This window comes from Mycobacterium sp. NBC_00419, assembly GCF_036023875.1.
Lineage (GTDB): Bacteria > Actinomycetota > Actinomycetes > Mycobacteriales > Mycobacteriaceae > Mycobacterium.
Genome location: NZ_CP107931.1, coordinates 1,152,877 through 1,173,344, shown reverse-complemented (window position 1 = coordinate 1,173,344; position 20,468 = coordinate 1,152,877). Strand labels below are relative to the sequence as shown.

Sequence of the window (20,468 nt, the reverse complement as noted above, 5' to 3'; positions counted from 1 at the left end):
TCGGTCACGATGGCGTCCGTCATCCGCCGGCGGGCCGTCCGATCGCGTGCGGGCGGCCCGAATCATGTTCCCCGCTGCGTCGGATGAACGTCATCGCACGGGTGCGCAGCCGCCAGCTGCCGGCGGTGCGCACGTAGGTGTCGCGGTAGTAGCCGATCCGCATGTCGTGGGCAGAGTGCTCGATGAAGCACAACGGCTGGGTGCCGGTCGCCGCGTCGGGATCGTCCTCGTCGAACTCGATCAACGACTCGCCGGTCATGAAGAGCCCCTTGGGGGCGGCGTCGACCAGAACCGGAAACCGGGACAGCGAATAGGTTTCGCCGAACGCGCTGTAGGTGCCGTCGTCGGTGAACACCGTGACCAGGCCGTCGACGTCGAGCTGCGTGATGGTCACCGCGTAGCGGGCCAGTAGCTGCTGGATCTCGACGATGTCGTCAGTCCGTCTTGTGGACATGGACTTTCCCGCCTTTCATCACGAAACTCACGTTCCTGGTCACGGTGATGTCGGCCAGCGGATCGCCCGGCACGGCGATGATGTCGGCCAGCAGTCCCTCGGCCAGCCGTCCGCGGTCGGTCACGTTGATCAGCTCTGCGGCGGTCACCGTCGCCGCCTTCAGGACGGCCGCCGGGGGAAGACCCCACTCGGCCAGGGTGACGAGCTCATCGGCGTTGCGGCCGTGCGGGATTGCCGGGGCATCGGTGCCGACGGCGATCTTCACCCCGGCCTCGTAGGCGGCCTTGATCGAGGTACGCGCCTTCGGGAACATCTCGGCGGCCTTGGCCTGCAGCTCCGGCGGCGCCTTGGAGACGTCCATTCCCTCGGCCAGGCGGCGGGTGCTGACCAGGAACGTCCCGTTCTCGACCATCAGCGCGATGGCCTCGTCGTCGATCAGGAAGCCGTGCTCGATGCAGTCGATGCCGACGCCGACGGCGTGCTTGACGGCCTCGGCGCCGTGGGTGTGGGCGGCCACCCGCAGGCCGCGCCGGTGGGCCTCGTCGACGATTGCGGCCAACTCTTCGTCCGAATAGTGTTGCGCCCCGGCCGAACCCGTGAGCGACATCACCCCGCCCGAACAGCACACCTTGATCAGCTGGGCGCCGTGCTTGATCTGGTAGCGCACCGCTTTGCGGATCTCGTCGACCCCGTTGGCGATGCCCTCTTCGACGGTCAGTTCCAGCACCCCCGGCATGAACGCGGCGAACATCGTCGGATCGAGGTGCCCGCCGGTCGGGGTGATCGCATGGCCGGCAGGCACGATGCGAGGACCTTCGATCAAGCCGCCGTCGATGGCCTTGCCCAATGCGACGTCGAGCAGGTATCCACCGGTCTTGACGAACAGGCCCAGGTTACGCACCGTGGTGAAGCCCGCGTGCAGGGTGCGGCGCGCGTTGCCCACCGCACGCAGCACCCGGGTCGGTGGGTCGTCCTGAACCTGTGAGAGGCCGGGGTTTTCACCCCGGCCGCCCATCAGGAGGTTGACCTCCATGTCCATCAGACCGGGCAGCAGGATGCTGTCCCCGAGGTCGATCAGCTCGCCCTCGTCGGCGGTGCCGACATTGGACCTGGGCTCGCCGCCGATCCCGACGATGCGGTCGCCGTCGACACGGACGATGCCGGGACTCACGATTACTCCGGCGTCGACGTCGAGCAGACCCGCGGCTTTGAGGGTCAGCACGCCTAAACCACCGGCTCCCTGGTGATGGTGACCCAGGCCGCGCCGCTGTCGAGCACGCGGGGCTGTTTCCAGACCTCCACCGGGAAGGACACCATCACCACAGACTGCATCAGATGCATGAGCCGCTTGGCGTCTTCGGGCATATCGTGCAGCGGGAAGCGGGCATCGAGGTAGACCATGACCTCCTCGAGGCGCGCCAGCCCGACGTCGTAGAGATCCTGCATCTCGGCCATCGTGGCAGACAGGCGCTTGGCGTAGCGCTCGGGCTCGGTGGGCAGGATCCAATCGCTGAACCGCTCCAGGTCGGCGAATTCGGTCGGAAGCAAACCGGTCTCGGTGGCAGTCGTCTCAGACATGTGCGGCACCCTTCAGGCTCCCGTTCTGCGCGGCCTTGTAGTCATCGACGTATTTGTGTGCGGTGTGGTGCAGATGCCGCAGCAGGATCTCCTGATCGCACAGCGGGAAATCGGTGACGGCCCGGGTGCCGATCTGGGTCTGGGTGGCTTCCAGGGTGTTGGCGTCCTGCAGGGCGTACTCCTTGAAGGTCACCGCCGCCAGCTCCTGGGACAACCGCTGCCGCGTGTTCTTCGGCGGCACGAAATAGAGGTTCGCCTCGAAGATGTGCTTGTCGACGTCGGTCGGCCAGTAGTTGTAGGTGAGGTACCACCCGGGGGCCCACAGCAGCAGCGTGAAGTTCGGGAAGAACTCGAAAGAGTCCTGGCCCCAAGTCTTCTGGCGGGCAGGGTTGACCGCCGGGGGCAGCTCGTCGGGCAGGATGCCCTTGATGTCGGGGCGATCCCACGGGCCGAACAGCCCGCTGTGCAGGATGCGTTCGATCGGCTTGACCATGTTGAGGTCCTTGGGCGGGCTCATCCCGCCCCAGGACGAGATCATCGAGTGTTGACCCTTGATGTCGTAGTGCAGAGCTTCGAAGCCGACCTTGGCCAGCTTCTCGGCCTCCTCCTTGGTCGCCTGCTTCATGTGCAGCACAGGTGCGTGGTAGAACTCGGTGAACGCGTCGATGAACAGCTTCCAGTTCGCGTTGATCTCGGCGGTATAGCTGTAGACCTCGGTCATCTCGTGGAAGGGATACCCTTCCAGGCCCTTGGCGAAGTCGCCCAGGTAGTCCCGCAGCGGCTCGGCATCGTCGTCGAAGTTGACGAAGATGAATCCCTCCCACACTTCGCAGCGAACCGGCTTGAGCGGGTAGTCGGCCTTGTCGAGGTCGAAGAACTCGTCTTCCTGCTGGACGAACGTCAGCTTGCCGTCCAGGCCGTAGCGCCAGGCGTGGTACTTGCAGGTGAACTGGCGGCAGTTGCCGGACACCTCTTCGCCCGGGTAGTCGTTCCACACCAGCTTGTTGCCGCGGTGGCGGCACAGGTTGTAAAAGGCGCGAATGGTTCCGTCGGGGCCGGTGCCGTCCCTGACGACGATGATGGACGTGCCGGCGCCCACCGAGGGCATCTCCCGGGTGAAGTAGCTGCCGTTCTTGGGAAGTCGCTCGACGCGCCCGACCTGCAGCCAGGTCTTGCGGAAGATCGCCTGCTGCTCGAGCTTCCACTGCTGCGGGTCGATCGAGTCGGTGTAGTCGACCGGGGCGGTGCCCAGCTCCGGCCAGTTCTCTGTCCAACTGCCGACTGCCGGCTTCGGGAAGTGTGCCAACGTAGTTACCTTTCCTGTTCTAGCTGTACGCCGAAAGTGTTGAACGCCATGGCCAACATGGCGTAGGTGCCGACGGTGAAGACGAAGTCCATCCGCTGGCGGTCACTGAGGTGTTCACCGAGCGCCTCCCACGTCTGGTCCGTCAGGTTCGATGTCGCGTCGAGTTCGTCGACTGCGGTGAGCACCAGACCGTCGAGGGCATCGGCGGCCTCACCGCGGCGGACGGCCTCGATGTCGGCCCCGGTGAGTCCCTCGGCCCTGGCGAGTTCGACGTGGTGTTCCCACTCGTAGGCGCACTGGCGCCGGTGCGCGATCCGCAGGATCGCCACCTCGCGCAGTCGCGGTGGCAGCGACGACCTGAACAGCAGATGCATGTTGAGGCCGAGGAAGGCCTTGGCGAGGGCCGGGTGGCGCACCAGCGTCGACAACGCCGTCCCGGCCTGCTCGGGATTCTGACGCTCGCGCGGCAGCATGCCCCGCAAGGCAGCGCGGACGTCGTCGTCCCACTGTTCTGCAGGCAGCGGCGTCAGTCGCACCAGTAGCCCCCTCTCGCTGGAGAGAATCATATTCTCAATTGTGGATAATAGATTTTCATGAACTCGCGCTGAGGTCAATCCCCGAGCGTGCGCAGGGTGGGAAACCCGAGGTCCCTGGGTTCAGACCGGGTGCTTCCGGATCTGGTACGGCACCCGGTAAGGCGGTTACCGCGTGTTGATTCTCGCGGAAGGAGAAGATAGTTTTCATGGGAGCGGATCTGACGAGAGGAACGGCCATGCGCAAAGAGGACATGATCCTGATCAGCGTCGACGACCACATCGTCGAGCCGCCCGACATGTTCGCCAACCACCTGCCCAGGAAGTACATCGACGACGCGCCGCGCCTGGTGCACAACCCCGACGGCTCGGACATGTGGCGATTCCGCGACGTGGTGATTCCCAATGTGGCACTCAATGCGGTGGCAGGCCGCCCCAAGGAGGAGTACGGCCTGGAGCCCCAAGGCCTCGACGAGATCCGGCCCGGCTGTTACAACGTCGACGAGCGGGTCAAAGACATGAACGCCGGCGGCATCCTGGGCTCGATCTGCTTCCCGTCCTTCCCGGGCTTCGCCGGCCGGCTGTTCGCCACCGAGGACGAGGCGTTCTCGCTGGCCCTGGTGCAGGCCTACAACGACTGGCACATCGACGAGTGGTGCGGCGCCTACCCGGCCCGGTTCATCCCGATGGCGATCCCGGTGATCTGGAACGCCGAACTGTGCGCCCAGGAAGTGCGCCGGGTCGCCGAGAAGGGCGTGCACGCCATCACCTTCACCGAGAACCCCGCCGCGATGGGATACCCGAGCTTCCACAACGAGTACTGGAACCCGCTGTGGAAAGCGTTGTGCGACACCAACACCGTGCTCAACGTCCACATCGGTTCGTCGGGCAAACTGGCCATCACCGCACCTGACGCGCCGATGGACGTGATGATCACCCTGCAGCCGATGAACATCGTGCAGGCTGCCGCGGACCTGTTGTGGTCGCGCCCGGTCAAGGAGTACCCGGATCTCAAGATCGCGCTGTCCGAGGGCGGCACCGGCTGGATCCCCTACTTCCTGGAGCGCGCCGACCGCACCTACGAGATGCACTCGACGTGGACCGGCCAGGACTTCGGTGACAAGGTGCCCTCGGACGTGTTCCGCGAGCACTTCCTGACCTGCTTCATCAGCGACCCGGTTGGTGTCAAACTTCGCCACGACATCGGCATCGACAACATCGCTTGGGAGGCCGACTACCCGCACAGTGACTCGATGTGGCCGGGTGCCCCCGAGGAACTGTGGGAGGTGTTGAGCGCCAACGATGTACCCGACAGTGACATCAACAAGATGACGTACGAGAACGCCATGCGCTGGTACTCGTTCGACCCGTTCAAGCACATCTCGCGTGAGCAGGCCACAGTCGGCGCACTGCGTGAGTCCGCCACCGGGCACGACGTGTCCATCCAGGCACTCAGCCACCACAAGAAGGGCGAGCGCGGCGGAAGCGCCCTGTTTGAAGCGGCACAGGCCAACAGCGGCACCGAGTAGTGAGGATCGCCGTGACCGGCGGAATGAGCTTTGAGTTGACCGAGGATCAGGAGCTGATCCGTAAGTCGGTGCGCGAGTTGGCATCTCGGTTCGACGACCAGTACTGGATGGACAAAGACCAGGCGCACGAGTTTCCCCAGGAGTTCTACGACGCCATCGCCGGCGGCGGCTGGCTCGGGATGACCATCCCGGAGGAATACGGCGGGCACGGGCTGGGCATCACCGAAGCCACGATCCTGGCCGAGGAGGTGGCCCGCTCCGGTGGCGGCATGAACGCCGCCAGCGCCATTCACCTGTCGATCTTCGGCATGCAGCCGGTCGTGGTGTTCGGTTCCGAGGAGATGAAGGCCGCGACGTTGCCGCGGATCGTCAACGGTGACTTGCACGTCTGCTTCGGTGTGACCGAGCCCGGCGCGGGGCTGGACACCTCGCGCATCACGACCTTCGCCCGCCGTGACGGCGACAGCTACGTCGTCAACGGGCGCAAGGTGTGGATCTCCAAGGCGCTGGAGTCCGAGAAGATCCTGCTGTTGACCCGCACGACACCCCGCGACGAGGCGGCCAAGCCGACCGACGGGATGTCGCTGTTCCTCACCGACATCGACCGCGACCACATCGACATCCGGCCTATCAAGAAGATGGGGCGCAACGCCGTCTCCTCCAATGAGGTGTTCATCGACGACTTGCGGATTCCGGTCTCCGATCGCATCGGTGAGGAGGGCAAAGGCTTCTCCTACATCCTGCACGGGCTGAACCCGGAGCGGATGCTGATCGCCGCCGAGGCCCTCGGCATCGGCCGGGTGGCGCTGGACCGTGCGGTGAAATACGCCAACGAGCGGATCGTGTTCGACCGGCCCATCGGGATGAACCAGGGCATCCAGTTCCCGCTGGCCGACTCGCTGGCGCGCCTCGACGCGGCCGAACTGATCCTGCGCAAATCCACCTGGCTCTACGACAACGGCAAGTCGTGCGGCCGGGAGGCCAACATGGCGAAGTACCTTTGCGCCGACGCCGGTTTCGCTGCGGCGGACCGCGCGCTGCAGACCCATGGCGGGATGGGGTACTCCGAGGAGTACCACATCTCCCGGTTCTTCCGGGAGGCACGCCTGATGAAGATTGCCCCCGTCAGCCAGGAGATGATCCTCAACTTCCTCGGGTCGCACGTGCTGGGACTCCCGAGGAGCTACTGATGGCCGTCGCCGCGGCCGACCGTATGGTGATCTGATGTCTTCTGCTGACACACCGGCGCCCCCACTCGCCGGTGTCACCGTCGTGGCCTTGGAGCAGGCCGTTTCCGCGCCGATGTGCACCCGTGTCCTCGCCGATTTCGGCGCCCGCGTGATCAAGGTGGAGAACCCGGCGGGGGGTGACTTCGCGCGCCACTACGACGACGTCGTCAACGGTCCCGGCGGGCTGGCCGCCCACTTCGTATGGGCCAACCGCAACAAGGAGTCGGTGGCGCTGGACCTGAAATCGGCAGCGGGCCTTGAGATCCTGCACCGGCTGCTGGAAGGGGCCGATGCCCTGGTGTCCAACCTCGCCCCCGGTTCGACCGCCAGGCTCGGCATCTCGCCGCAGCAGTTGCGCGAGCGGCACCCCGATGTGATCGCCGTCGAGATCGACGGCTACGGCTCGGGCGGCCCGCTGTCGAACAAGCGGGCCTACGACCTGCTGGCGCAGGCCGAGTCCGGGTCGTGCGCGGTGACCGGCTATCCCGGGATGCCGGCCAAACCCGGGCCGCCGATCGCCGACATCTCCACCGGGCTGTACTCGGCGCTGTCGATCATGGCGCTGCTGTTCTCCAGGGATAACCGGGACCGCCGCGGCGGGGCGGTCAACGTGAGCCTGTTCGACACCATGACCGACCTGATGGGTTATCCGCTGACCTACGCCCAGCACTCCGGAATCAACCAGCAGCCCCTCGGTATGAGCTCACCGGCGGTGGCTCCCTACGGTGCCTATCAGACGTCCGACGGCCAGACCGTCGTGCTGGGCACCACCAATGACCGGGAGTGGCAGCGACTGGCCCGCGAGATCATCAACCGGCACGACCTCGCCGACGACCCGCGGTTCGCCTCCAATTCCGATCGGGTGGCCAACCGGGACGTCCTCGACGAGGCGATCCAGAACTGGTGTGCCACCCGTGATCTCGCGCAGATCCAGAAGGTGGCCGACGCCGCCGGCATCGGCAACGCCCGATACAACCTTCCCGGCGAGGTGCTCACCCATCCTCAGCTGAGCGAACGCGACCGCTGGCGTACGGTGCAGACCTCGGCAGGCCCGATCCAGGCGATCCTGCCGCCCCCGATTATCGACGGATACGAACAACCGATGGGCCCGGTGCCCGGCCTCGGCGAGCACACCGATGCGGTACTGACCGAATTGGGCCTGTCCGGCAACGAGATCGACCGACTGCGCGAGCAGGGAGTCATCGCGTGAGAGAGGAGCAGTCATGCGTGAAGCGGTGATCGTCGAGGCGGTGCGCACGCCGGTAGGCAAACGCAACGGTGGTTTGTCCGGGGTGCATGCCGCCGACCTGTCTGCCGTCGTGCTGGGTGCCCTGGTCGACCGGACCGGCCTCGACCCGTCGACCGTCGACGACGTGGTGTGGGGTTGTGTGTCCCAGGTGGGCGACCAGTCCAGCAATATCGGCCGGTTCTCGGTGCTGGCCGCCGGGTGGCCCGAGTCCATCCCGGGTACCACGGTGAATCGGGCTTGCGGATCCAGCCAGCAGGCATTGGATTTCGCCGCGCAGGCGGTGATGAGCGGCCAGCAGGACGTCGTGGTCGCCGGCGGCGTGGAGGTGATGAGCCGCGTCCCGCTCGGATCGGCTCGCGCCACCGGAATGCCCTATGGGCCCAAAGTGCTTGCCCGGTATGACGACTTCTCGTTCAACCAGGGCCTCTCGGCGGAGATGATCGCCCAGCAGTGGGGCTTTTCACGCACCGACGTCGACGAGTACTCGGCGCGGTCCCATGAACTCGCGGCCGCCGCCCAGGACCGGGGTGCCTTTAGCGACCAGATCGTGGCGGTCCCCACCGACGGCGGCACCGTCTCCGCTGACGAGGGGATCCGGCGGGGCACCACCGCCGAGAAACTCGCCGCGCTCAAGCCCGCCTTCACCGATGACGGGGTGATCCACGCCGGTAACTCCTCGCAGATCTCCGACGGTGCGGCGGCCCTGCTCGTCACGACCCCCGAACATGCTGCCGCACAAGGCTGGACGCCGATCGCGCGCTATGTCGCGGGCGCGGTGGCCGGCGCCAATCCGGTTCTGATGCTCACCGGGCCGATCCCCGCGACGCAGAAGGTCCTGGCCAAGACCGGGCTGGGTATCGGCGACATCGGCGTCTTCGAGGTCAACGAGGCGTTCGCGCCGGTTCCGCTAGCGTGGCTGGCCGAGACTGGAGCCGACGCGGCACGGCTCAACCCGCTCGGCGGCGCGATCGCGCTGGGCCACCCGCTGGGCGGCTCCGGTGCCGTACTGATGACCCGCATGCTGCATCACATGCGCGACAACGATATTCGGTACGGCCTGCAGACGATGTGCGAGGGCGGCGGCACCGCCAACGCAACCGTCGTCGAGCTCATCAACTGACCGGGGGAGCGATGCGTCGCGATCTGTTCACATCCGACCACGAGGCCTTTCGCGAACTCGCCCGCGACTTCGTCGAGAAGGAGGTGGTCCCGCACTATCCCGCGTGGGAGAAGGGCGGCCGAATGCCCCGCGACGTCTTCACGCGGATGGGCGCATTGGGCATGCTCGGGATGGCCATTCCCGAGGAGTACGGCGGTGCGGGGATTCCCGACTACCGCTACAACGTCGTGCTCCAGGAAGAGGCGGCCCGCGCACTGGTCACGCTGTCGACGGTGCGCACCCAACTCGAGGTGATCCTGCCGTACTTCCTGCACTACGCGAACGACGAACAGCGACAGCGCTGGTTTCCCGGTCTGGCCGACGGAACCCTGTTGACCGCGGTGGCGATGACCGAGCCGGGCACCGGCTCCGACCTTGCCGGTGTTCGCACCACAGCAGTTCGGGATGGCGACCACTTCGTTCTCAACGGCGCCAAGACCTTCATCACCGGCGGCATGCAGGCCGACCTGGTGATCGTCGTCGCCCGCACCTCCACCGACCCGGACAACCGGCGTAAGGGGCTGACCTTGCTGGTGGTCGAGGACGGGATGGCGGGCTTCACCCGCGGCCGCGAGCTGGAGAAGATGGGCTGCAAGGTGCAGGACACCGCAGAGCTGTCCTTCGTCGACGTGCGGGTGCCCGCGGCGAATGTGCTTGGCGCCCAGGGCGAGGCCTTCTCCTACCTCGGGCACAACCTCGCGCAGGAACGGCTGACGGTCGCCGTCGGATCGGTGGCCCAGGCCCGCTCGGCCATCGCCGCCGCGATCGACTACACCCGCGACCGCAAGGCGTTCGGCGCTCCGGTCGCCTCGTTCCAGAACACCAAGTTCGAACTCGCGGCCTGCTCGACGGAGGTCGAGGCCGCCCAGGCGATGCTCGACAGGGCGGTGGCCCTGCACGTCGAGGGTGATCTGAGCGGTGCCGACGCGGCCCGGGTGAAGCTGTTCTGCACCGAGATGCAGCAGCGGGTGGTGGACCGCTGCCTGCAACTGTTCGGCGGCTACGGCTACATGATGGAGTATCCGATCGCCCGGCTGTACACCGATGCGCGGGTGGCCCGCATCTACGCCGGCACCAGCGAGGTCATGAAGGTGATCATCGCCAAGTCGTTAGGGCTCTAGGAAGCGCCTCGAATTTTCTCTGTCTGAGACCCTTGTCACACGCGCCAAACCAACCTACTGTGTGTTCACTAGGTTGGTTTTGGCGCGAAGGGAGCCCGGTGACCGCGACAGAATCGTCGGCTCTTCGCGCAAGCGCTCAGCGCCCATACGCCACCCTTCTGGCCAAGGGCGAGGACCGCAAGCAGCTGATCCTCGACGTCGCGCAACGCCTGCTGGCCCGCAACGGCTGGCGTAACACCACGCTGGCTCAGATCGCCAAGGCGGCCGGGGTTACCCCGGCCGGTCTGCTGCACCATTTCGAATCCAAGGAACAGCTGCTGCACGCCGTGCTGGACGCCCGCGACGCCGACGACGTCGAGCACGCCGATCTGCATACCGGCGACCTGGCCGAGGCGATCGCCAGCGCGGCCGAACGCTTCGAGCGCTCACCGGAACTGGTCGGCACCTTCGCGGTGTTGATGGCCGAGAACATCGCTCCCGACGCCCCCCTGCACGATCGCCTGGTCTCGCGCTACCGCGACGCGGTGAAGATCATCGCCAACCGGATCAGGGCCGGCCAGGCCGACGGGCACTACCGACAAGACGTGAACCCGGCCGTCAAGGCCGTGGAGATACTGGCATTTGTTAATGGAATGGAGACCTCATGGCTACTCGATCCCTCGATACCGCTGACCGATGTGTTCCGGGAGTATTCCCGATCGCTGGCGAGTCAGTTGGCGCCGGTCGCCGAATCATGAGGTACCGGCTCGACATCGTCGCCCCCTCGGTGGCTGAGGCGGTCCGGTATGCCGGCGGCTGGATGTTCGATCGGGTGATGGCCGGCTGGGACGTCAACGTCCTGATCCCGGACGCCGACGACATCCGCCCGCTGTCCATCCTGGGCGCGCAGACCGTCGACTACGAGTCGGTGATCGCCGCCGGTGACGACCAACCGCACCCGCAGGCGCTCGCGGTCGCCTCCGACCTCATCGGTCGCGACGCCCGGGTGCGCGAAGGAGTGCAGCGCGCACTGGAGCACGGCATGACCGAGGTGGCGATGTGGGGTGACGCGCAGCCGGAGTGGCCGGGCCATGGCGTCGATTGCGTCCAGCATCGCCTGAGTGCGGCCGCCCGAGTGTTCAAGGCCCAGGCGCTGGCCGCCGCTCAGGTGGCCGACCTCTCCGTCGAACCGGTCGAGAAGTTCCGCTGTGGTGCGATGAGCTGCCCGCCGATCGGCGCCGACCTGGTTCCGGCGGGCTAGCGCGTCACTCGACGATCGAGATCGCCTGCCGGGGGCACTGCCGGACCGCGTCGCGAATCTGCGCCTCGTTGTCCGGGGTGACCTCGTCGGACAGCACGTGCAGATAGTCCTGGTCGTCGACCTGGAACACCTCGGGGATGATGCCCATACAGATCGCGTTGGCCTCGCACAGGCCGAAATCCACTTCAATCTTCATCGCAACACCTTTACCGGAACGTTGTGCCAGCCGGCGACGTTCTGCATGTGAACACGCTCGAGACGATCCCACTGGACCTCGTAGCGCGGCATGAAATCGAGCAGCCGTTCCAGCGCGAGCGCACTCTCCATACGGGCCAGCGCGGCGCCCAGGCAGCTGTGGATGCCATACCCGAGTCCCAGGTTCTGCGCCTCGGTGCGGTCACGTTCGATGTCGAACGTGTCTGCGTCGGTGAAGGCCCGCGGGTCGCGGTTGGCCGCCGCGCCGATCATGAAGACCGGCTTGCCCGCCGGGATGGTGACGCCGTGCAGCGTCTTCTCCTTCAACGAGTACCGCACGTTGTACTGCACCGGACCTTCGTAGCGCAGTAGTTCCTCGACGGCGGCAGGAACCTTGCTGCGATCGTCGAGCAGCTTCTGCCACTGGTCGGGGTTGCGGGCGAAGATCACCGCCGCATTGCCGAGCAGTTTGGTCACCGTCTCGGCACCGGCGCCACCCAGAAGTGTTGCAAAACCGCAGATCTCGATATCGTCGAGCTTGCGGAGGTTGCCGTCGTCGTCGGGCATCTCAGCGGCAATGAGGCGGCTGATCATGTCGTCCTGCGGGTTCTCCCGGCGCTCCTGGACGAGGCCGAAGTAGTACATGGCCGTCTCGATATTGGCCTGCATGCCGGCCTCGCCCATCTCCATCTGGCCGGGCTCGCGGTGCAATGAGGTGTCGATCCAGACGCGAACCTGCTGGCGGTACTCCTCGGGTACGCCGGCCATCCGCGTGATGACCTCGACCGGGAACGGGCCGGAGAAGTCCTGCACCACATCGAAGTTGTCCGGATCGACCGCGGCCAGGAACCGGTCGATCTGCTCGACGACGGTCTCGCGCTGCTCCTGCACGGCACGGGGGGTGAAGGCCTTGTTCAGCAGGCTGCGCATGTGCCGGTGCTCGGGCGGATCCATGAAGATGATCGATTTCGGCGGCGGCTCAGGAGCTTTCACCATGGCCAGGTCACAACCCCGGGCCGAGGAGAACGTCTCATGATCCTTGAGGCCCTCGGCCACGTCCTCGTGCCGGGTCAGGGCGTAGAAGTCCATCTCCGGGTGGTAGTAGACCGGTGCCTCGTCCTGCATCCGGCGGTAGATGTCGAACGGGTTGTTGAAGAACTCCTCCGAGAAGGGGTCGAAGACGAGTTCGGCCTGGGACATTGAGTTCTCCTCTGAGGCGGGGGTCGTGACGTTACGGATTTTTCGACGATCGTAACGCTAATAGGGTGACGGACGGGAGGGCTCGAGACGGTCGAATCATGAGATATTCGGACTCGGTACACCGGCGTTCACGACGTCGTCGAGCAGTCCGAGATCGCCACCGAGCTGGGCAACGGTTGCTCGGACGACGGCGACGTCCTTGCCGATGAACTCGCCGACGGCAGCGATGAACCCGGCTGCTGAGCCGACCGCGGCGATGCTGGTCAGGGCGCGGCTGGTACCGCTGCCGTGGGGCAGCGCGCTCAACAGGGTCGACTCGTCCACACCGAGCCGGCCGGCCAGGCGCACGCCTTCGGCGATGATGCCGATCTGGGCGGCGAACAGCGTGTTGTTGACCAGCTTCACCAGTTGTCCGCCGCCGAGGCGGCCGACATGAAGCACGGGCTCGCCGTAGCTGGACAGCACCGGGCGTACCTGTTTCACCGCGTCCTCGTCACCGCCGACGAACAGGGTCACTGTGCCCGCGGCGATGTCGTGCGGGCCGCCGCTGACCGGGGCGTCGACGACGACGACTCCGCCGCCACGGCCACGCTCAGCCAGCGCTTCGGCGGTGCGGGGGCTGCCGGTGGTGTGCAGCACCAGCACCGAACCCGGCGCCATGGCGGCGATCAGTCCGTCGTCGAGACAGACCTGGCGGACCTGCTCGTCGGTGAAGACGCACACCACCACGACCTCGGCATCGGCGGCGACAGCGGTCAGGTCGCCGACGGGGTATGCCCCCGAATCACTCAGTGCCGCGCGCTTTTCGGGACTGCGGGCCAGCACGGTGACGTGGTGGCCCGCCGCGGTCAGGCGGCTCACCATCGGAGCGCCCATCCGGCCGGCGCCCACGAAGCCGACCTTCATCGCGGGTGGTCCATCATCCTCAGCGTGGCGTCCGCGGCGTCCAGAACGGCGCCGGGGCGAACGCCCGCCTTCTCCGCAAGGTCAGTGACCAGCCGGACGTCCTTCTGCAGCAGCGTCCCCGCGAGCTTCCCGAGCTCGACGAGATCACCGCCCCGTCCCGCCACGACGTTCAACGCGAAGCTTCCGGCACTTCCCTTGGCGATCACCTCGGCCAGCTTTTGAGGTGATACCCCCAGCTCCTCGGCCAGTTTGAGCGTGCTGGCAGCGGTGGCCAGATGCGCGGTGAACAACAGGTTGTTGAGCAGCTTGGTGACCTGCCCGGAGCCCAGGCCGCCGAGATGCACGATGGGATCGGCATACGTCGCGAACACCGGGCGCACCCGCTCCACAACGGCGTCCTCGCCGCCGACCATGACCAGCAGCGTGCCGGCTTCGGCGGCCGGACCGCCCCCGCTGACCGGTGCGTCGATCACCGCCACGCCCTGGGCGGCAGCGCGCGTTGCCAGATCGCGGCAGGTGTCGGGGTGCACGGTGGCATGTACGGCGATGACACCCCCGGGTTGCAGCCCGGCCAGCACGCCGTCGGCCCTGGTGGCCACATCCATCACATCGGCGTCACCGACCACGCACAGACACACCAGATCGCTGGCCGCGGCCAACTCTTTCGGCGAGGCCGCCACGGTGGCCGCGGTGTCGGCGAACGGCTCGAGCGACTCCGGACGGCGCGCCCACAGTGTGGTCGGAAAGCCGCCGTCGACGATTCGGCGCGCCATCGGTGCGCCCTGGCTACCCAGTCCGATGAATCCCACCCGCACTAGCCGGCCTCCTCCTTGACATCGGCGTCAACGCACTGCTGCACGAATGACAGGACACCCGAGTGGTAGTGCGCCGCAGCCACTCCCAGGCTGAGGTTGTGGCCGCAGCCGGCCTGCTGGTTGATCTCGACGCGTGGCGACGCGGTGAACAGTGCGGCGATGTCGGCGAGCGCTTCGGGGGTCGAGTCCCAGACCCGCTCGTGCTCTGCGGCGGTGAAGCGCACCGGGGCGCTCACCCGGGCCGCGAGTTCCGGGAAGTCGCGGCGGGCCCAGTGCGTCGAGATCTCGCCGTCCTGGGGCGGCCCACCGGTACCGCCGACGGCGTTGACGACATCGGCCGGATACAACTCGGCGGGCGCCCAGATCAGTTCACGCAGCCCGGCGGGGCGGTGCGTGGCGGTGGCCTGCTTGAGAATCTCGCGGGCCGAAGGATATTGGCGCACACCGGTTCCGGCGACCTCGATCCCCAGCACGTCGGTGCCGCGGTCGGCCACCGCCATCCGCAGTGCGAGCTCGCAGCCGTTGGAATGGGCCATCACGAACAGGCCTGCCCCGCGGGGCCGCTGCCCGAGAACGGCATCCACAGCGGCGTAGGCCAGTTCGACCCGGCGGGCCGGATCCCACATCTGGTCGGCGTACGACGCGCTGGTGCCGTAGCCCGGGCGGTCGAGGGCGACCGTGCTGAAACCCGCTGCTGCGGCCGACCGCAACAGCGACAGATCCGGATGGCCCGGGCAGTCGAAGTAGGCCGCCGAGGAGGCCCCGCCGTGCAGCGCGATGATCACGGCCCGGGGGTCGTCGGCCTCGGCGAACAGCCCCGACATCGGGATGCCGTCGACCGGCACCACCCGGCGTACCGGAGCGGGCAGCTCGCTCACGAGTCCACCCGCATTAGCAGCACGCCGCTTGGAGTCAGCCCGCCGCTGCTGGCGACCGCGACCTTGGCGTCGCGGACCTGACGCTCACCGGCCTCGCCGCGCAACTGGGTGACCGCCTCATGGATCAGGCCCATGCCGTGGGTGCGGCCGTGGGACAGCTGACCGCCGTGGGTATTCAGCGGCAGCACCCCGTCGCGGGCGATGTTCGTCCCACCCGCCAGGAAGTCCTTGGCCTCGCCGATGCCGCAGAAGCCCAGTGCCTCGATCCAGGACAGACAGTTGAAGGTGAACCCGTCGTAGAGTTCGGCGACATCGACGTCGCTGGGCCGCAACGAGGTTCGCGACCACAGGTGGGCAGACTGGCCCAGCACCTGCGGTTCATGCGTCATCGTCGTCTGGTCCCAGTCGGTGCGTTCGAGGATCTGGGTGCCGACCGCCTCGAACAACACCGGCGTGCGGGGCATATCGCGGGCGGCCTCGACCGCCGAGACGATCACCGCGACGGCGCCGTCGCAGGGGACATCGCAGTCATAGAGGCCGAACGGCGTGGTGATCGGCCGCGCCGACAGGTAGTCGTCCATGGTCATCGGGTCACGGTAGATCGCCGTCGGGTTCAGCGCGGCGTTTGCCCGCTGGTTCAGCGCGATCCAGCCCAGCGTCTCCCGGGTGGTGCCGTAGCGCTGGAAGTGGCGCTGGGCGTTGAGCGCCAGAGTGTGGGCCGCCGAGGTCGCCCCGAACGGCATCTGCCAGCTGCTGGTGCGGGCACCGCCGGGCGGGGCCATCTTGCCCTGCTTGAGCAGCTCCTGGAAGGTCGCCTCCCACAACGTCCGAAAGCACAACACGTGCCGAGCCATACCGGTCGCGACCGCCATCATCGCCGCGATCACCGATCCGCCGGGGCCGAAGGTGTCCATGCCACCGTTGATCCAGGTCGGGTGCAGGCCGAGAGCGCCCTCCAGCGCCGTCACACCACCCTCGCCCATCCCCGCGATGTCGAGTCCGGGATAGGTGGACAGCCCGTCGATGTCATCGAACGTCAGACCCGCGTCGGCCACGGCGGCCTGGCAGGCCTCGATGGTCAACGACAGCGGATTCACCATCAGCCGGCGGCCCAGCCGCGAGGCCCCGATACCGGTGATCGCCGAGCGCTCCTCGAACTTGCTCGCGCTCACCGACGGCCGGACGTGGGTCGCGAAGGACTGCGGCGCGATCTCGTCGGTCGGTTGCTCGCCGAACTGCGTGGGTGTCACCGGCCGGAACAGCGGCAGGTACACGTCGTCGTTCTTCTCGAAGACCACCTCGACCAGCTGGCCGGTTTCGAGTTCGTCGGGATCGGCGTCGATGATGTTGGTGGTCAACCGGACTCGCGGATCTTCCCGAATCGCGACCTGTGCGACGACGTAGGGCGCGGCCAAGCCAGGAATGGCGAACCGGTGGTTGACGGTGAACGCCGAGAGCACCGCGACGCCGCTGACATCCCGCACCCCCATGTCGCGGCTGCGGCAGTAGCGGCACACCGGCTGCGGCGGATGGATCAATGCCTGGCAGCCCCTGCATTCCTGAATGCGCAGAACACCGTCGGCGCCGGCCGTCCAGAAGAACTCGTTCTCCGCGGTGATCTGCGGCAGCGGGGCGCGAGTTCCGCCGCCACTCACTGAGCGAAGCCCCAGCGGGCCTCGAACACCGGGGCTTCGTCGGACGGCGGCGCACCCGCGGCCGGTTGTTCGCCGTCGAACTCGTCGCTGCTCATCTCGATGATGGCGTGCACCGGGCAATCGAACAGTGCGCGCAGCACGCTGTCGCGATCTCCGTCGGCCACGGTGCCGTCGCCGATGAGCGAGGCGTAGCCCCAGTCGTCCAGCGAGAAGTACTCCGGCGCGTGCTTGCCGCAGACGCCGAAGCCGTCACACAGGGTGCGGTCGAGTCGAATTCGCATGTTCTTGCTCATGAGCGGGCCACCGTCTCCACCTCGAAGGGGCGCTGGGCTGTGAATGCACCCGTCCGGCAGGTCTCGCACCCGCCGGTCAGGTGCTGCTCGACGAGATCGGGGAACTGCACCAGCAGGCTGGCGGCGACGTTGGCGGCGCCGTCGAGGGTCGCGCACGCACCACGGCCCCGGAGAACCTGCGACCACCGACGCAGACGTGCGACGTCCTCGGCGTCGGCCGCGCCGTCGCGCAGTGCGCCGCAGGCCGCAGCCATCGCCGCCGTGCCGTTGAAACACGACCCGCACTGCCCGGCATTCTCCCGGTCGAAGTACGCCAGAACAGATGCGGCAACCGCCACCGGGCACTCGTCGGTGAGTATCGCGATGGCGCCACACCCCAGGCCGCTGCCGAGTGCGCGCAGGGTCTCGTGGTCCAGGGTGGTGTCGAGCACCGACCGGTTCAGTAGTCCGGCGAAGTAGCCGCCCATCAAGGCTCCGCGCACCGAATCCGGTGAAACCCCATGCAATCCGAGGAGTTCGGTGAAGGGCAGGCCGTGTGGAATCTCGTAGAGGGCCGGGGGACGCCCGGCGCCGGTGACGGTGACCAGAAAGGTCCCGGGGGAGGCTTCGGTCCCGGCGGCGCGGAACTGCGGTGCGCCGTGAGCGAGCAGGTAGGGCAGGTTGGCCAGCGTCTCGACATTGCTGACCAGCGTGGGGTGGCCGGCGACACCGTGCTGGAACGGCCGTGGCGGTTTGTCGGTGGGCTTGGCCGGCCCGCCGTTGATGACCCGGACGGCCGCGGTCTCTTCTCCCGCCACGTAGCCGGGGCTGACGGTGACGACCGAGATCTCCAGGCCGCCGAGGGTGTCGAAGCCGACCTCGGTCAGCGCGGCGTCGACCGCGGTCGCCGCCGCGGCGTCCGACACGTAGACGTAGGCGTGCTGGGCGCCGACCACCCGCGCCGCCAGCCGCACCCCATCGATCACCAGGTGCGGACGGTGCCGCAGCAGCCAGCGGTCCTTGACCGAGGCGGGTTCACCCTCCTCGCCGTTGGCCACCACCACGGTGGCGTGCCCCCGCAGGTGTGCGGCGCGCACGGTGCGCAGTTTGACGGCCAGTGGGAAGGCCGCGCCGCCGCGGCCCAACAGCCCGGACCGCTCGACGTCACCCAGAAGTGACTCGACGTTGTCGAGCAACGCATATCCGCCGCCGGCCAGATAGACACTGTGGGATTCGACCGTCGCCGGTAGCCGCACCAGCCGGGGTGTGATGCCGGGGGCGGCGGCGACGGTCACGGCCGTGCCAGCCTGGGCAGTCGCGTTCATCGGTCACCTCTTCTGATTCGGGCGCACAGCGCGTGATCGCTAGGCTGATGCGCATGAGAACGGCTGTTGTTCGCGTCGATGTCGATCCGTCCGGCGAGCTGTCCGCGGATCAACTGAGCGCAGGGGTGGCGGCGCTGCGGACGTTGGCGGCGCAATCCGGTATCGACCTGTTGGACAACAACATCGCCGCGATGCCGCGGGGCCGCCGCGAGGCCGAGATGCTGATGACCGGCCCCGATCCGCACGAGCTTCAGCGGGTGGCGATCACCCTGTGCGCCAACGCTTTCGGCACGCAGCCCGCTGCGGGCGTGCTGACCTACGTCAGCCGGGGAACCGACGAGGATGCCCGCGGGGTGCTCGCCGGGTTCGGCCTGAGCGGTCAGATCGACCGGACCGCGGGCGAAGACGGATATGACGTCATCTATGTGACGCTGCACAAGGCCGACATGGCGCGTATCCCGGAGAGCCGGGTGCATACCGCGCTGGAGGCGTCCACCAATTGTGAGGTGCACATCCGCACGGTCTGAGCGGGACATGGCTGTCATCGGCCGAGGAAGTCCAGGATGGCCGGAGCCGCCTGCACCCAGGTGTCGAACATGTTGAAGTGCTTGACCTTCCCCGAGGCCCGGTCCTCACCGGCGCGCTCCCAGGCATCTTCGGGCCACGGCGGGTCGATCAGGGTCGAGCCCTTGATCAGGCAGTTCACCTCCAGCGATGTGCGCTTGGGGTGGTCCCAGTCGTTCTCGCCGCCGCGGATGATGAGCGTGGGCACCGTGATGTCGCCGAACAGTTCGTCGTCGACACCGGGGATCGCCTGGCCGGGCTTGGGCACGAAGGCGTTGAGCCAGCGCAACATCACCCGGAGGAACCCGTCGGCGCCCATCGCCAGGATCCGGTCTTTGTTGGCCGGGTTCTCGGCGATCCGTTCCTTCCACTCATCCACGTGCAGAAGGCCTTTGACGCCCAGGCCGCGGACAGCCAGGATGCTGGGGACCAGATAGTAGGAGCCCAGGACGAACGACCCGTAGACCCCGCCGACGATGTTCCAGGTGACCAGCTTGGTGGCGATCTCCGGGTAGAGGATGGTGGTCAGGATCGAGTCCCTGGCACCGCCCGAGCCGCCGGCGATCACACACGGCCCGATACCCAGCCCGGTGATCAGGCCGTGCAGCGTCTCGGCGCGCATGTGGGATTCGCTCTGCCCGTAGAACTGCAGGTCGGACTTGCCGCAGTTGGGCCGGTCCCACAGCAGGACCCGGTAACCGCCCTTGACCAGTTCCTCGGCGAGCGGACGCAGGCCCTCGATGTCCTTGCTGTACCGCCCGCCGGGGGTCAGGGCGATGAATTCGCCGCGCTCGCCGAGGGTTTCGTAGACGACGTTGCCGCCGTTGATCTCGATGACATGTTCGTCATCACGGAGTCGGGGCGCGTTCATGCCATCACGAGCACATCGTCGCCGACCACGCGAACGGGGTAGGTGCGGATGCTCCACTCGGGCTTGACCGCCGTGGTTCCGGTGGCGAGTTCGAACCCCCACTGGTGCCATGGACAGTAGATGAACTCCATGTCGCGGACCATCACCGCGTCACCGGGAACGCTCTCGTCGACGATATTGCGGCCGCGCGGGCGCCCTGAACACAGCGGGCCACCCTCGTGGGGGCAGTAGTTGGCGATGGCATAGAAGGTGCCGTTGACGTTGTACACACCCACGCCGTGCCGTCCGATCGGTACCAACTTGTGTGTGCCGGGCGGGATTTCGTCGACGCTGGCCACCACGTGTTCCCGGCCCTGGGCAAGGCGGGGCTGCTTGTCAGAGTTCGTCAT

Annotated in this window: 23 protein-coding genes; 8 read left to right on the top strand and 15 right to left on the bottom strand. The window is 67.1% G+C overall.

All coding sequences use genetic code 11. The features are described from left to right. Positions 1-19: 19 nt before the first annotated feature. From OG976_RS05455 to OG976_RS05435, 5 genes are read right to left on the bottom strand one after another with little or no spacing between them, the layout of a single operon-like run. On the bottom strand, positions 20-454 hold the full coding sequence (locus OG976_RS05455) for a nuclear transport factor 2 family protein (protein WP_328358935.1): 435 nt from the start codon (positions 452-454) through the stop codon (positions 20-22). Beyond that, positions 435-1,676, bottom strand: coding sequence for a metal-dependent hydrolase family protein (locus OG976_RS05450; protein ID WP_328358933.1), 1,242 nt, complete (start codon positions 1,674-1,676; stop codon positions 435-437). Before OG976_RS05450 ends, OG976_RS05455 begins: the two co-directional genes overlap by 20 nt. A gap of 2 nt (positions 1,677-1,678) precedes the next feature. Beyond that, positions 1,679-2,032, bottom strand: coding sequence for a hypothetical protein (locus tag OG976_RS05445; protein WP_328358931.1), 354 nt, complete (start codon positions 2,030-2,032; stop codon positions 1,679-1,681). Then, positions 2,025-3,338, bottom strand: coding sequence for an aromatic ring-hydroxylating oxygenase subunit alpha (locus tag OG976_RS05440; RefSeq protein WP_328358929.1), 1,314 nt, complete (start codon positions 3,336-3,338; stop codon positions 2,025-2,027). The genes OG976_RS05445 and OG976_RS05440 overlap by 8 nt, the downstream gene beginning before the upstream one ends. Positions 3,339-3,343: 5 nt before the next feature. After that, positions 3,344-3,874 carry a carboxymuconolactone decarboxylase family protein gene (locus OG976_RS05435; protein ID WP_328363180.1) on the bottom strand — a complete coding sequence of 177 codons (531 nt, stop codon included), beginning with the start codon at positions 3,872-3,874 and terminating at the stop codon, positions 3,344-3,346. A 236-nt stretch (positions 3,875-4,110) separates the two neighbouring features. On the opposite strand from OG976_RS05435, the gene OG976_RS05430 reads away from it, so the two are divergent. From OG976_RS05430 to OG976_RS05400, 7 genes are all read left to right on the top strand, one after another. Continuing rightward, complete coding sequence (locus OG976_RS05430; RefSeq protein WP_328358927.1) at positions 4,111-5,400, top strand: amidohydrolase family protein; 1,290 nt, start codon at positions 4,111-4,113, stop codon at positions 5,398-5,400. A gap of 23 nt (positions 5,401-5,423) precedes the next feature. Next, a complete protein-coding gene (locus OG976_RS05425; protein WP_328363178.1) occupies positions 5,424-6,590 on the top strand; it encodes an acyl-CoA dehydrogenase family protein in 1,167 nt (388 codons plus the stop codon). Between the two features lie 34 nt (positions 6,591-6,624). Continuing rightward, positions 6,625-7,839 (top strand): CaiB/BaiF CoA transferase family protein, encoded by a 1,215-nt coding sequence (locus tag OG976_RS05420; protein ID WP_328358923.1) that lies wholly within the window; start codon positions 6,625-6,627, stop codon positions 7,837-7,839. 13 nt (positions 7,840-7,852) lie between these two features. Then, positions 7,853-8,998, top strand: coding sequence for a thiolase family protein (locus OG976_RS05415; RefSeq protein ID WP_328358921.1), 1,146 nt, complete (start codon positions 7,853-7,855; stop codon positions 8,996-8,998). A gap of 11 nt (positions 8,999-9,009) precedes the next feature. Beyond that, the gene (locus OG976_RS05410; RefSeq protein WP_328358919.1) at positions 9,010-10,158 is read left to right on the top strand and encodes an acyl-CoA dehydrogenase family protein; all 1,149 of its coding nucleotides are present in this window, start codon (positions 9,010-9,012) and stop codon (positions 10,156-10,158) included. A gap of 98 nt (positions 10,159-10,256) precedes the next feature. Further along, a complete protein-coding gene (locus OG976_RS05405; RefSeq protein ID WP_328358916.1) occupies positions 10,257-10,895 on the top strand; it encodes a TetR/AcrR family transcriptional regulator in 639 nt (212 codons plus the stop codon). Further along, on the top strand, positions 10,892-11,398 hold the full coding sequence (locus OG976_RS05400; RefSeq protein WP_328358913.1) for a hypothetical protein: 507 nt from the start codon (positions 10,892-10,894) through the stop codon (positions 11,396-11,398). The genes OG976_RS05405 and OG976_RS05400 overlap by 4 nt, the downstream gene beginning before the upstream one ends. 4 nt (positions 11,399-11,402) lie before the next feature. On the opposite strand, the gene OG976_RS05395 is transcribed toward OG976_RS05400, so the two are convergent. The 8 genes from OG976_RS05395 to OG976_RS05360 all read right to left on the bottom strand — a co-directional run bounded on the left by OG976_RS05395 (position 11,403) and on the right by OG976_RS05360 (position 18,644). Further along, positions 11,403-11,594: a ferredoxin gene (locus tag OG976_RS05395; protein ID WP_328358910.1), complete on the bottom strand. Its 192-nt coding sequence runs from the start codon at positions 11,592-11,594 to the stop codon at positions 11,403-11,405. Then, entirely contained in the window at positions 11,591-12,793 is a 1,203-nt protein-coding gene (locus tag OG976_RS05390; protein WP_328358907.1) for a cytochrome P450, read from the bottom strand. Before OG976_RS05390 ends, OG976_RS05395 begins: the two co-directional genes overlap by 4 nt. Positions 12,794-12,889: 96 nt before the next feature. Next, entirely contained in the window at positions 12,890-13,699 is an 810-nt protein-coding gene (locus OG976_RS05385) for an NAD(P)-dependent oxidoreductase (protein ID WP_328358905.1), read from the bottom strand. Next, positions 13,696-14,514, bottom strand: coding sequence for an NAD(P)-dependent oxidoreductase (locus tag OG976_RS05380; protein ID WP_328358903.1), 819 nt, complete (start codon positions 14,512-14,514; stop codon positions 13,696-13,698). Before OG976_RS05380 ends, OG976_RS05385 begins: the two co-directional genes overlap by 4 nt. Next, entirely contained in the window at positions 14,514-15,392 is an 879-nt protein-coding gene (locus OG976_RS05375) for an alpha/beta hydrolase (RefSeq protein ID WP_328358901.1), read from the bottom strand. Before OG976_RS05375 ends, OG976_RS05380 begins: the two co-directional genes overlap by 1 nt. After that, a complete protein-coding gene (locus tag OG976_RS05370; protein ID WP_328358898.1) occupies positions 15,389-17,047 on the bottom strand; it encodes a thiolase C-terminal domain-containing protein in 1,659 nt (552 codons plus the stop codon). The genes OG976_RS05375 and OG976_RS05370 overlap by 4 nt, the downstream gene beginning before the upstream one ends. Next, on the bottom strand, positions 17,044-17,328 hold the full coding sequence (locus OG976_RS05365) for a ferredoxin (RefSeq protein ID WP_328363175.1): 285 nt from the start codon (positions 17,326-17,328) through the stop codon (positions 17,044-17,046). The genes OG976_RS05370 and OG976_RS05365 overlap by 4 nt, the downstream gene beginning before the upstream one ends. An 8-nt stretch (positions 17,329-17,336) precedes the next feature. Then, a complete protein-coding gene (locus OG976_RS05360; protein WP_328358896.1) occupies positions 17,337-18,644 on the bottom strand; it encodes an NADH-ubiquinone oxidoreductase-F iron-sulfur binding region domain-containing protein in 1,308 nt (435 codons plus the stop codon). A gap of 53 nt (positions 18,645-18,697) precedes the next feature. Here OG976_RS05360 and OG976_RS05355 point away from each other — a divergent pair, with 53 nt between their 5' ends. Further along, positions 18,698-19,171 carry a hypothetical protein gene (locus OG976_RS05355; protein WP_328358894.1) on the top strand — a complete coding sequence of 158 codons (474 nt, stop codon included), beginning with the start codon at positions 18,698-18,700 and terminating at the stop codon, positions 19,169-19,171. A gap of 14 nt (positions 19,172-19,185) precedes the next feature. Here OG976_RS05355 and OG976_RS05350 read toward each other — a convergent pair whose 3' ends face one another. Together OG976_RS05350 and OG976_RS05345 are read right to left on the bottom strand one after the other, a co-directional pair. Beyond that, positions 19,186-20,079 carry an alpha/beta fold hydrolase gene (locus OG976_RS05350; RefSeq protein WP_328358891.1) on the bottom strand — a complete coding sequence of 298 codons (894 nt, stop codon included), beginning with the start codon at positions 20,077-20,079 and terminating at the stop codon, positions 19,186-19,188. After that, positions 20,076-20,468, bottom strand: a complete 393-nt coding sequence (locus OG976_RS05345; protein ID WP_328358888.1) for a Rieske (2Fe-2S) protein — start codon at positions 20,466-20,468, stop codon at positions 20,076-20,078. Before OG976_RS05345 ends, OG976_RS05350 begins: the two co-directional genes overlap by 4 nt.